Below are 12,798 nucleotides of genomic sequence, written 5' to 3'. Positions count from 1 at the left end.
TTTCCACTAAAGATTAGCGAGAGTAAACATGGGCTTCGGACAAGGATTGAGCGGCTTGAACGCCGCTGCGCAGAACCTGGACGTCATCGGCAACAACATCGCCAACTCGGGCACCGTCGGCTTCAAGTCGGCGACCGCATCGTTCGCTGACGTCTACGCCAGCTCGCGCGTGGGCCTGGGCGTCAAGGTTGCGGCCATCAACCAGCGCTTTACCGTTGGCGCGGTGACGGGCGGCGGCGGCGAATACGACATCGCCATCGATGGCGCCAAGGGCATGTTCCGCGTGACCGACCAGAGCGGCTCGGTCATGTACACGCGCAACGGCGAATTCCTCGTCGACAAGAACAACTTCATCGTGAACGCCCAAGGCTATCGCCTGACCGGCTACCCCGCGGGCGCGATCGGCGCGAACCCGGTCGAACTGCAACTGCCGACCGCCAACGTGGCGCCGCAGGCCACCAGCACCGCCACCACCGTGGCCAACCTGGACGCCAACGCCAAGGTCATCTACCAGGTCGACACCGTGACGTCGCCGGCCGTTCCCGGCTCGGTCACGCTGGGCGGCACCGCCTACACGTTCACCAAGGCCGCCGGCGGCGCGCTGACGTGGACCCCGGCAAACCCGCCCGCCAACACGTACGGCACGGCGCCCAACACCGTCACGATCGACGGCACGGGTCAGGTTACCGCTGGCGCGCTGGAAGACATCCCCGGCTTCGTGGACTACACCGCCGCCGTCACGGAAATCGGCAAGCCGTTCGATCCGAAGATCTCCAGCACCTACACGAACGCCTCGCCCATGACGGTGTTCGACTCCCTGGGCAACTCGCACCAGGTCATGCAGTACTTCGTCAAGCGTGAAGCCACGGCCGGCACCAGCGTGTACGACGTGTACTACACGATGGACGGCCAGGCCATGGCGCCCACGACGGAAGCCGGCGGCGTCTGGGGCAACCCCCAGCAGTTCACGTTCAACAACGCCGGCACGCTGACCAGCGCGCCGATCGTGAACCTGACCTTCGCCCAGCCTGGCGGCACCGCCACCCCGGCCGATCCGCTGAACATCGCGGTCAACTACACCGGCACGACGCAATACGGCAGCAACTACAAGTTGGTCGCCAAGCCCGACGGCTACACGTCCGGCGAATTCAGCGGCATCAACATCAGCAGCGACGGCAGCCTGGTCGCCAGCTACACCAACGGCGAAACCCAGGTTGTCGGCACGCTTGTCCTGGCCGACTTCTCGAACCTGCAGGGCCTGCAGCCCGTGGGCAACAACGCCTGGAAGGAAACGGCGGCCTCCGGTCAGCCGATCCTGGGCCAGCCCGGCACCAACAGCATGTCGACGGTGGTGGGCCAGGCAACGGAAGCGTCCAACGTGGACATGAGCCGCGAGCTGGTCAACATGATCATTGCCCAGCGCACCTACCAGGCCAATTCGCAGACCATCAAGACCCAGGACGAAATCATGCAAGTCCTGATGAACCTGAAGTAATGCCCGCTGGGCAAGTGACGACACCGACGACCCCCACGGAATAGGCAATGGATCGAATCATCTACACCGCCATGAATGGCGCAGCGCGGATCACGGAGCACCAGGCCGCGCTCTCCAACAACATGGCCAACGTGAACACGACGGGCTTTCGCGAGCAGATCGCGCTGTACCGCTCGGTTCCGGTGACGGACGGGGTGAGCCTGCCTACGCGTGTTTCGACGGTGGCGTCCACGCCCGGCAACAGCTTTCAGATGGGCACCATGCAGACCACGGGCCGCGACCTGGACGTGGCGCTGTCCAGCGAAGCCGGCTGGATCGCGGTGCAGACCCCGCAGGGCGAAGCCTATACGCGCGCCGGCAGCCTGCAGGTGGGCATCAACGGCCTGTTGCAGACGTCGCTGGGCCAGCCGGTCCTGTCGGACCAGGGCGGTCCCATCGACGTGCCCGACCAGGCCGCGCTGACCATCACGTCCGACGGCACGATCACCGCGCTGGGCGCCGGCGACGCGCCGAACAACATCCTGAACCTGGGTCGGCTCAAGCTCGTCAATCCGGACAACAAGCAGCTGGTGCACGGCGACGACGGTGTCTTCCGCATGGCGCCGGTCAATGGCCAGCCCGCGCCGCCGGTGCCTGCCGATCCCGGCCTGCGCCTGTTGTCGGGCGTGCTGGAAGGCAGCAACACCAATCCGATGGCGTCGATGGTGGGCATGATCGAAAACGCCCGCCGCTTCGAGCAGCAGATGCAGGTGATTCAGCAGTCGGACCGCAATGCGGAACGCGCCAACGGCATTTTGTCCGTAAGCGCCTGATTTAAATAAACATTTTGTTCGCGGCCAAGCCGCGGCACCGGAGTTTCTCATCATGATGCGTTCGCTGTGGATCGCCAAGACGGGCCTGGAAGGTCAGCAGACCTCCATGGACGTGATTTCCAACAACTTGGCCAACGTCTCCACCAATGGGTTCAAGCGCGGCCGTGCCGTGTTCCAGGACCTGATGTACCAGACGCTGCGCCAGCCCGGCGCCCAGGTGGGCGACGCCACGCAACTGCCGTCCGGCCTGCAGCTGGGCACCGGTGCACGCGTGGCCGCGACCGAGCGCATCCACTCGACCGGCAACCTGAACAACACGGGCAGCGAAATGGACGTGGCCATCAACGGCCGCGGCTTCCTGCCGGTGGAACTGCCCGACGGCACGCAGGCCTACACCCGTGACGGCGCCCTGCAGCGCGACCAGAACGGCCAGCTCGTGACCGTCAGCGGCTACGTCATCCAGCCGCCGATCAACGTGCCGGACAACGCGCTGTCCATCACCATCGGCAACGACGGCATGGTGTCGGTGACGCAACCCGGCGCGGCCGGCGTGAACGTGCAGATCGGCCAGTTGCAGATCGCCACCTTCATCAACCCGACCGGCCTGCAAAGCATCGGCGAAAACCTGTACCTGGAAACCGACTCGTCGGGCCCGGCGAACCTGCTTCAGCCCGGTGTGGACGGCGCGGGCTCGATCATGCAAAAGTATGTCGAGACCTCCAACGTCAACGTCGCCGAGGAACTGGTCAACATGATCACGACGCAACGCGCCTACGAAATGAACAGCAAGGCCGTCAAGACGTCGGACGAAATGCTGGCCCGCCTGACCCAACTGTGATGCCCATGTCTGTCCTGCGCCTGGTATTTGCGTCTGCGCTGGCTCTGCTGGCGGCTGGCTGCGCCATCATCCCGCCCGAGCCCATCGTGACCGGGCCGACGACGGCGGCGCCGCCGCCGCCGCCGATGCCGATGGCGCAGCCCACGGGCTCGATCTACCAGCCCACGACATACGGCAATTACCCGTTGTTCGAAGACCGCCGGCCGCGCAATGTGGGCGACATCGTCACCATCGTCTTGAACGAGCGCACCAATGCGTCCAAGAACGTGGCGACGAACACCAACCGCACCGGCTCGGCCACCCTGGGCATCGCCGCCGCCCCGTCCTTCATGGACAGCTGGGCGAACGCCAACCTGAACACGGAAGCCAACGGCGGCAACGTGTCGCAGGGCAAGGGCGACAGCAGCGCCAACAATGCCTTCACCGGCACCATCACCACCACGGTGGTGGGCGTGATGTCCAACGGCAACCTGCAGGTTGCCGGCGAAAAGCAGATCGCCATCAACCGCGGCAGCGAATACGTGCGCTTTGCCGGCGTGGTCGATCCGCGCTCCATCACGGGCACGAACACCGTGTCGTCCACCCAAGTGGCCGATGCGCGCATCGAATACCGCAGCAAGGGCGTCATGGACGAAGTCCAGACCATGGGCTGGCTGCAACGCTTTTTCCTGATCGCCTCGCCGTTCTAAATCATGAAACAACCGACTCCGATATCCACCTTGCTGTCCTTGTTGGCGCGGGTGTGCGTGGCCGTCGGCCTGGCCGCCGGCGCCGGCGCGGCGCACGCCGAACGGCTCAAAGATTTGGCAAGCATCCAGGGCGTGCGCGGCAACCAGCTGATCGGCTACGGCCTGGTCGTGGGCCTGGACGGCAGCGGCGACCAAGTGCGCCAGACCCCGTTCACGCAGCAGAGCCTGACGAACATGCTGTCGCAGCTGGGCATCACGGTGCCCGCCGGCAGCAACATGCAGTTAAAGAACGTGGCGGCCGTCATGGTCACGACCACCTTGCCGGCGTTTGCGCGGCCCGGCCAGACGCTGGACGTGGTGGTGTCCTCGATGGGCAACGCCAAGAGCCTGCGCGGCGGCACGCTGCTGATGACACCGCTCAAGGGCGCGGACAGCCAGGTCTACGCCATTGCCCAGGGCAACATCCTGGTCGGCGGCGCGGGCGCCTCCGCGGGCGGCTCCAGCGTGCAGATCAACCAGCTGAACGGCGGCCGCATCAGCGCGGGCGCCATCGTCGAGCGCGGCGTGCCGACCACGTTCACGCGCGACGGCTACGTGCATGTCGAACTGAACAACACCGACTTCGGCACGGCGCAGAACGTGGCCACCGCCCTGAACCGCAGGTTCGGGCAGGGCACGGCCACCGCGCTGGACGGCCGCGTGATCCAGGTGCGCACGCCCATGGAGCAGGGCTCGCAAGCCCGCTTCCTGTCGCAGATGGAAGACCTGCAGGTCACCCGCGCGCCCACGGTCGCCAAAGTCATCATCAACGCCCGCACGGGCTCGGTCGTCATGAACCGCACGGTCATGATCGAAGAGGCCGCCGTCGCGCACGGCAACCTGTCGGTCATCATCAATCGCCAGAACGAAGTGGTTCAGCCGGACACGCCGTTCACGCAGGGCCAGACGGTGGTGGTGCCCAATACGCAGATCGAAGTGCGCCAGGACAACGGTTCGCTGCAGCGCGTCAGCACCAGCGCCAACCTGGCCGACGTGGTCAAGGGCCTGAACGCCCTGGGCGCCACGCCGCAGGACCTGCTGGCCATCCTGCAGGCGATGAAGAGCGCGGGCGCGCTGCGCGCCGAACTTGAAATCATCTGACGGACATGGCTTACACCAACGACGCGGCAGGCGCCAGCACCCGGCAGGACTCGGTCTTCGACATGGGCCGCCTGTCGGACCTGAAGCGCGACGTCAAGAAAGACCCCGCCGGCACCGAGCAGCAAAAACAGGTCGCCAAGCAGTTCGAGGCGCTGTTCCTGCAGATGATGGTCAAGCGCATGCGCGAGGCCACGCCGAAAGAGGGGTTGTTCGATTCCCAGCAGACGCAGATGCTGCAGTCCATGGCGGATGAGCAGCTGGCGCTGCACCTGGCCTCGCCCGGCATCGGCCTGTCGCAGGCCATCCTGGCGCAGATGCAGCAGGGTACGCCCGGCGAGATGTCCGACGAAGCGATCAAGCGCATCGGGCAGGGCGGCGACCTGGACTTCCAGACGGGCGGATCGCGTGAGGTGTCCGCGTTGCTGAACGTGATGCGCAACAACCGGCCCGCCGACCGCGCGCTGGCCGCGGCGGAAGGCGCGCCCGGGCATGTGGTCGATTTTGTGTCCAAGATGTCGCGCGCGGCCAACCTGGCGTCGCAGCAAAGCGGCGTGCCGGCCCGCCTCATCATGGGCCAGGCGGCCCTGGAATCCGGCTGGGGCAAGCGCGAGATCAAGCACGCCGACGGCAGCACCAGCTTCAACCTGTTCGGCATCAAGGCCGGTCCCAGCTGGAAGGGCAAGGTCGTCAATGTGCTGACCACCGAATACGAAGACGGCGTCGCCCGCAAGGTGACGCAGCCGTTCCGGGCCTACGCGTCGTACGAGGAATCCTTCGCCGACTACGCCCGCCTGATCGGAAACAGCCCGCGCTACGAAAGCGTGACGACGGCCCGCAACGAGATCGAGGCGGCGCGCCGGATCCAGGACGCCGGTTACGCGACGGACCCGCGTTACGCCCAGAAGCTCATCGGCATCATGGGCCAGCTGCGGGGCGCGGCATCCAACGTGGAAAATTCGCGCCGGATGCTGGAAGGACTCTAAATTTGGGTGAGCTCCTGCCGTAAACGGGGTATCCAGAGATAACAGCTGCGGTTACATACGGGGCATTGTCAGCATGAATTTGTACAAAACGGCACTGGGCGGGTTGAACGCGGCGCAAGCGGGCCTGGCGACCACCGGCCACAACATCAACAATGCCACCACGGTCGGTTACAACCGCCAGCGCGTCATGACCTCGACCGCGGGCGCCCAGGCGACCGCCAACGGCTACATCGGCCGCGGCGTCCAAGTCGACACCGTCGTGCGCAGCTACGACAGCTTCCTGTACAAGCAGCTCGTCGGCGCGAACGGCAGCGGCGCCCAGCTCCAGGCGCAGCTTGACCAGGTCTCTCAGATCAACAACCTGTTCTCCGACCGCACCGTGGGCATCGCCCCGGGTCTGACCAATTTCTTCACCAGCATGAACACGGTGGCCAGCAAGCCGGCGGATCCCGCCGCGCGCGCCGACCTGCTCGGCCAGGCCAACAGCCTGACGACGCAGATCCGCTCGGCCTACTCGGAAATGCAGAAGCAGCGTGAAGGCCTGAACTCGCAGATCAGCACCACGGTCGACCAGGTCAACAGCTACCTGACCCGCATCGACGACCTGAACCAGCAGATCTCGCTGGCGGCCGGCAAGGCCGGCGGCAGCCCCCCCAACGACCTGCTCGACCAGCGCGACCAGGCCGTCATGGAACTGAACCAGCTTATCGGCATCACGACCTACGAGCAGGGCGACAAGATCAGCGTCTCGCTCACGAAGGGCGGGCAGTCGCTGCTGTCGGGCAACACCCTCTACCCGCTGCAGGCCGTGCCGTCGGCCTCGGACGCGGGCCGCACGGTCATTGCCTACACGCTGCCCGCGGGCACCGGCAAGACCATCGCGGTCGAGATGAACGACACGGAAATCTCCGGCGGCAAGCTGGGCGGCCTGTTGCAGTTCCGCGCCTCGTCGCTGGACGTCATGCAGAACCAGCTTGGCCAGATGGCCGTCGGCCTGGCGCTGTCGTTCAACGAGCAGCACAAGCAGGGTCTGGACCAGGGCGGCAATCCGGGCACGGACTTCTTCAGTATCGGTTCGCCGCAGAGCGTGCCCAATACGGCAAACAAGAGCAACGCGCAGATCTCGGGCGAATTCACCGACCTGGCAAACGTCAATGCCAAGGACTACGAGATCTCGTTCGACGGCACCAATTACCAGGTCGTGCGCATGCCGGAAGGCTCGCAGGTCTACAACGGCCCGGCCACCGGCACGCCGCCCACCGCCACGCTGAATCTCGAAAGCGAGATGGGCGTGACGCTGACCATCAATGCGCCGCCCCAGGCCGGCGACAAGTGGTCGCTGTCGCCAACGCGTAACGCGGCCCGCGACATCAACGTGCTGATCACCGATCCCGACAAGGTTGCCGCGGCGGATCTGGACGGCGGCGACGCCAACGGCAAGAACGCCTTGAAGCTGGCGCAGCTGCAGACCAGCAAGGTGCTGAGCCACGGCACGATGAGCATCAACGACATGTTTGCGCAGGTCGTGAACACGGTCGGCGTGCAGACGCAGCAGATCAAGACGGCCGCCACGGCGCAGGTCAACCTTATCAAGCAGACGACGGCCGCGCAGCAGGCGGTGTCGGGCGTGAACCTGAACGAAGAATACGTAAGCCTGTCGCTGTACCAGGAGCAATACCAGGCCAGCGCCCGCATCATCGATGTGGCGAGCACCATTTTTGACACGCTGTTGGGCCTGCGCGGCTGATCAGAACGTTGACTGTGAATACTAGAAAGCATTTCGGAGCTGCACCATGCGTCTGAGCACCACGATGATGTACACGAACGGCCTGAGCGGCGTTCTCGCCCAGGAATCCGACATGAATCGCCTGGTGGAACAGGTTGGCAGCGGCCGCAAGTTCCTCACCCCCGCGGACGATCCGCTGGCGGCTTCCCTGTCGATCGGCGTCGCGCAGACGCAGAGCATGAACACGACGTACGGTCTGAACCGCAACACGGCCAAGACCAATCTTGGCCAGGAAGCCAACGTCCTGGACTCGATCACCACCGCGCTGCAGGACGTGCGCACGCGCGTCGTGCAGGCCGGTAACGGCACGTTTGCCGACAGCGACCGCCAGGCGCTGTCCACGGCGCTCAAGAGCGCCCGCGACGCGCTGCTGGGCCTTGCCAACAGCACCGACGGCAACGGCCAGTACCTGTTCTCGGGTTATGAAGGCAGCGTGGTGCCTTACGCGCAGGACGCGACCGGCAAGATCGTCTACAGCGGCGCCACCGGCGAGCGCACCGTGCAGGTCGACCAGTCGCGCCAGTTGTCCACCAGCGACCTGGGCAGCGACGTCTTCAATCGCGCCAATCCGGGTTCGACCGCGTACGTAAGCACGGCATCGCCGGCCAACGGCGGCACCGCGCAGTTCAGCACGGTCTCGGTCACGCCGGGCAGCCCCAACATCGGCAAGAATTTCAGCCTGCAGTTCGAATCGGACCCCGCCACGGGCAACATGGGCTATCGCGTCATCACGACCGACCCGTCGGCCACTCCGCCCGTGCCGCCGGTGATCACGCCCGCGCCGCCGGCCGGTCCCACGGAATACAAGGAAGGCGCCAGCATCGACTTCGGCGGCGTCGCCGTGGTGGTCAAAGGCACGCCGCAAAATGGCGACGTGATCGATGTCGAGAGCATCCAATCGGCCGATGTGGATCTGTTCAACACCCTGGACAACCTCATCAAGGTCCTGGATTCGCCCATCGCGGGCGATGAAAAGGCGCTGGCGCGCCTGAACAACGAACTGGCGACGGCGAACAAGAAACTCGCGACCAACTACGACAACGTCCTGACCGTGGGCGCGTCGGTGGGCGCCCGCCTGAACGAGCTGGAGGCGCTGGACGCCACCGGCACGCAGAAGGGCCTGTCGTATTCGAAGTCGCTGTCGGATCTGGAAGACCTGGACTACTACGCGGGCGCCAGCCAGCTCGCGCTGCGCCAGGTGGCCTTGCAGGCGGCTTCGGCTGCTTTCATGACCATTCAGGGTTCCAGCCTTTTCAGCCGCAAGTGATGCGGTAGGTTTCAGCGCGGCGCGGCGTGTCCGCACTGCGACAGGCGCACTTTTCGGACGCTGCCGGCCAAGGGCCGGGGCGTCCGTAGTGCGTATAGGGTGGGTTGTGTCGTTCTTCGTTGCTTAACGCTCGGATATTTCATGCTTGGAAATTTGAAAGTTCGCACTTGTATCATTCTGGTGCTGTTGCTCTTCACGGGCGCCATGTTCATTTCGAACGGGGTGGCGTGGATGGGGTTGAACTCCGGCAGCGACAAGCTGGCACAGGTCAACGAAGCCTATGCCAACCAGGCGGCGCAACTGCAGCGCGCCTACAGCACGTTCCTGCGCGGACGCCTGCTGCTGGCCAATTCGCTGATGGACATGCAGCAGGGCAAGACCGAACAGTCGACCTCGCAGGCCCAGCGCGCCGACGGCCTCATGGCCGATGGCTTGAAGTTGTTCGACGCCTTCCGCAAGGCCCCGCGCATGGCGGGTTCCGAAGAGATCGTGGCCAAGCTGGACGCCGCCTACAAGCAGTTCGATGACGTCTACCGCCGCCAGGCCGCCGCGCTGAAGAATCTGGCCATTCAAGACTACCTGGACCTGAACGACGCGGGCGGGGCTGCCAACACCGCGTTCCGCGAGGCCGTGAACAACGTGCTGCAGTTCACGGACACGCGCACCGACGAGCTCATCGCGCAGGCGGAGACGGATCACAACATTTCCCGCACCGTGACCATCGTGATGCTGGCCATCGCCCTGGTTTTGGCGCTGGGCTGCTGGATTTTCATCAGCCGCACCGTCCTGCGTCCGCTGCATGAAGCCGGCGACCACTTCGAGAAGATCTCGGCCGGCGATTTCACGGGCCGCATCGAAGTGCGCAGCACCAACGAAATCGGTCACCTGTTCGGCGCCATCAAGCGCATGCAGGAAAGCCTGACGCGCACCGTGGCCTCGGTGCGCCGCGGTGTCGAAGAGATCAACCTGGGCGCGCGGGAAATCTCGGCGGGCAACACCGACCTGTCCAGCCGCACGGAGCAGCAGGCCGCTTCGCTGGAAGAGACCGCCGCCTCGATGGAAGAGCTGGCCTCGACCGTGAAGCAGAACGCGGACAATGCCCGCCAGGCCAACCAGCTGGCCGCCAGTGCCTCTGACGTGGCCGAGCGCGGTGGTTCGGCGGTGTCGGAAGTGGTCAACACGATGCAGGAGATCTCCGCCAGCTCGCGCAAGATCTCGGAGATCGTGTCCGTCATCGACGGCATTGCATTCCAGACCAACATCCTGGCGCTGAATGCCGCGGTGGAAGCGGCCCGCGCCGGTGAGCAGGGCAAGGGCTTTGCCGTGGTGGCGGGCGAAGTGCGCTCGCTGGCCCAGCGCAGCGCGCAGGCGGCCAAGGAAATCAAGGGCCTGATCGAGGACTCCGTGACCAAGGTGGGCGCCGGTTCTCAGCAGGTCGAACGCGCCGGTTCCACGATGCAGGAAATCGTGGCGTCGGTAAAACGCGTGACGGACATCATGGGCGAGATCTCGGCGGCGTCCGAAGAACAGTCCAGCGGCATCGACCAGGTGAACCGCGCGGTGTCGCAGATGGATGAAGTGACGCAGCAGAACGCGGCGCTGGTGGAAGAGGCCGCGGCCGCCGCCGGCTCGCTGCAGGAACAGGCCCAGCGCCTGGCCGAAGCCGTGTCCGTGTTCAAGATCAACGCCGGCGAAGTGATCGAAGTGCCCGCGCGCCAGTTGGCGCAGCAACGCAGCGCGCCGCTGATGGCCGCGCCCAAGCCCGCACAGGAAGAACCCGCCAAGCCGGCCGCGCAGGCCGAGCCAGCGCCCGAGCCTAAGGCCGCGCCCGCACCGCGTTTGACGCAAGTGGCCCGGCCCAAGCCGGCGGGCGCGACCGCCGCGCGCCCGATGCGCCGGCCGGCAGCGCGCGCCGCGGACGCCGCGGAAGCTCCTGCAGCCGCGCCCAAGCCCGCCACGCGCCGTCCGCCGCCCTCGGACGACGATTGGGAATCTTTCTGACGGTTGTAGTGGGCGTCAGTGCATTGAACAGGCAGTAGAGGAAAACCCCTTTTACGGCCCGGCGGCCACGAAAGCGCCGCCGGGTCGGCTACCGGAACTACGGAAATGTTTAGCAATCTGAAGGTGCGCACCGGATTGATGCTGGCCCAGTTGGCAGTTGCCCTGGCCGCGCTCGTTGCCATTGTCCTGGGTTGGAACAGCATGCAGTCCAATGCCCGGGCGATCGACGCCTTGGATTCTCTGAGCGTGCAGCAGAGCAATCTGATCAAGGATTCGTACACCCAGATGCTGCGCGCGACCGTGCGCGCCGACATTGCCGCCGCGCAACGCGCCGCGGGCGACACGAGCGGCGCCGCCGAGAACTCGCGCATCGTCCAGCAGCTGATCGCGGACTCCAAGAAGAAGATGGAGACCTTCAAGGCGATTCCGAAGGCCACCGACATCGGCCGCGCGTCGGAAGGCCAGCTGCTTTCCGCGTTCAACGGCTTTGCCGAGTCGCTGGAAAGCATGATGGCCGCCCTGGACAAGGGCGATGCCGCGACCTACCTGTCGCTCAAGAACACCAAGGCGGGCGCCGCCAGCGGCGCGTTCTTCAAGCAGCTCACCGACTTCTCCGCCAACATCAACAAGTACAGCCAAGAGATGTTGCAGGCGTCGCGCGCCCAGGCGTCGACGATGACCTACGTGTACATCGGCCTGGCGCTGCTGATCCTGGCCGTGTCGCTGGGCGCGTTCCTCTTCATGAACCGCGTCGTGCTGCGTCCGCTGCGCGCCGTGGGCGAGAGCTTCGACAAGATCGCCGCCGGCGACCTGACCGTGCGGGTGGATGTCAATTCCACGAACGAGGTCGGCGCGCTGATGGCGGCAGTCAAGCGCATGCAGGAAAGCCTGGCGCGGACCGTTTCCGCGGTGCGCCGCGGCGTGGACGAGATCAACGTCGGTTCGCGCGAGATCTCGGCCGGCAACACGGATCTGTCCAGCCGCACGGAAGAGCAGGCGGCCTCCCTGGAAGAGACCGCCGCATCGATGGAGCAGCTGGCGTCGACCGTCAAGCAGAATGCCGACAACGCCCGCCAGGCCAACCAGCTGGCGGCCAGCGCATCGGACGTGGCCGAGCGCGGCGGTTCGGCAGTGGCGGAAGTGGTCAGCACCATGGAAGGCATTTCGGCCAGTTCGCGCAAGATCTCGGAAATCGTGTCGGTCATCGACGGCATCGCGTTCCAGACCAACATCCTGGCGCTGAACGCCGCCGTGGAAGCGGCCCGCGCCGGCGAGCAGGGCAAGGGTTTTGCGGTGGTGGCGGGCGAAGTGCGTTCGCTCGCGCAGCGCAGCGCGCAGGCGGCCAAGGAAATCAAGGGCCTGATCGAGGACTCGGTCTCCAAGGTCGGCGCCGGGTCGCAGCAGGTTGAACGCGCCGGCGCGACGATGCAGGAGATCGTGGCCTCGGTGAAGCGCGTGACGGACATCATGGGCGAGATCTCGGCGGCGTCCGAAGAGCAGTCCAGCGGCATCGACCAGGTCAACCGCGCGGTTTCGCAGATGGACGAAGTGACGCAGCAGAACGCGGCGCTGGTGGAAGAGGCCGCGGCCGCCGCGGGTTCGCTGCAGGATCAGGCCCAGCGCCTGGCCGAAGCGGTGGCCGTGTTCAAGATCAATGCGGGCGAAGTCATCGAAGTGCCGGCGCGCCAGTTGGCCCAGCAGCATCGGCCGGCCGCCCGCGTGGCGGCGCCGGCGGCTGCCGGGACACCCGCGCGGGAGCCCGAGCCTGCGCCGGCGCCCGCCGCGCC

At 65.8% G+C, this 12,798-nt stretch carries 10 protein-coding genes; all 10 read left to right on the top strand.

Features of this window, described 5'->3' with window-relative positions:
- Positions 1-28 precede the first annotated feature (28 nt).
- Positions 29-1,495, top strand: a complete 1,467-nt coding sequence (locus KVT32_RS26115; RefSeq protein WP_056316614.1) for a flagellar hook-basal body complex protein — start codon at positions 29-31, stop codon at positions 1,493-1,495.
- A gap of 47 nt (positions 1,496-1,542) precedes the next feature.
- Positions 1,543-2,307: a flagellar basal body rod protein FlgF gene (locus tag KVT32_RS26110; RefSeq protein ID WP_128828146.1), complete on the top strand. Its 765-nt coding sequence runs from the start codon at positions 1,543-1,545 to the stop codon at positions 2,305-2,307.
- 52 nt (positions 2,308-2,359) lie between these two features.
- Positions 2,360-3,145 carry a flagellar basal-body rod protein FlgG gene (gene flgG / locus KVT32_RS26105; RefSeq protein ID WP_056316620.1) on the top strand — a complete coding sequence of 262 codons (786 nt, stop codon included), beginning with the start codon at positions 2,360-2,362 and terminating at the stop codon, positions 3,143-3,145.
- The gene (locus tag KVT32_RS26100) at positions 3,145-3,834 is read left to right on the top strand and encodes a flagellar basal body L-ring protein FlgH (protein WP_056316623.1); all 690 of its coding nucleotides are present in this window, start codon (positions 3,145-3,147) and stop codon (positions 3,832-3,834) included. The genes flgG and KVT32_RS26100 overlap by 1 nt, the downstream gene beginning before the upstream one ends.
- Positions 3,835-3,837: 3 nt before the next feature.
- Positions 3,838-4,974 (top strand): flagellar basal body P-ring protein FlgI, encoded by a 1,137-nt coding sequence (locus KVT32_RS26095; protein WP_056316626.1) that lies wholly within the window; start codon positions 3,838-3,840, stop codon positions 4,972-4,974.
- A 5-nt stretch (positions 4,975-4,979) separates the two neighbouring features.
- Positions 4,980-5,957, top strand: a complete 978-nt coding sequence (gene flgJ, locus KVT32_RS26090) for a flagellar assembly peptidoglycan hydrolase FlgJ (protein ID WP_142055718.1) — start codon at positions 4,980-4,982, stop codon at positions 5,955-5,957.
- Between the two features lie 73 nt (positions 5,958-6,030).
- Positions 6,031-7,704, top strand: a complete 1,674-nt coding sequence (flgK, locus tag KVT32_RS26085; protein WP_152384173.1) for a flagellar hook-associated protein FlgK — start codon at positions 6,031-6,033, stop codon at positions 7,702-7,704.
- Between the two features lie 46 nt (positions 7,705-7,750).
- Entirely contained in the window at positions 7,751-9,010 is a 1,260-nt protein-coding gene (gene flgL / locus KVT32_RS26080) for a flagellar hook-associated protein FlgL (protein WP_062840922.1), read from the top strand.
- Positions 9,011-9,151: 141 nt separating this feature from the next.
- Positions 9,152-11,011 carry a methyl-accepting chemotaxis protein gene (locus KVT32_RS26075; RefSeq protein WP_217619046.1) on the top strand — a complete coding sequence of 620 codons (1,860 nt, stop codon included), beginning with the start codon at positions 9,152-9,154 and terminating at the stop codon, positions 11,009-11,011.
- Positions 11,012-11,116: 105 nt separating this feature from the next.
- A partial coding sequence (locus tag KVT32_RS26070) for a methyl-accepting chemotaxis protein (RefSeq protein WP_217619045.1) occupies positions 11,117-12,798 on the top strand: 1,682 nt, incomplete at its 3' end.

This window comes from Achromobacter sp. GbtcB20 (genome assembly GCF_019091095.1).
GTDB lineage: Bacteria > Pseudomonadota > Gammaproteobacteria > Burkholderiales > Burkholderiaceae_B > Achromobacter > Achromobacter mucicolens.
The sequence above is the reverse complement of the archived record's forward strand: the minus strand, read 5'-3'. Positions and strand labels throughout refer to the sequence as shown.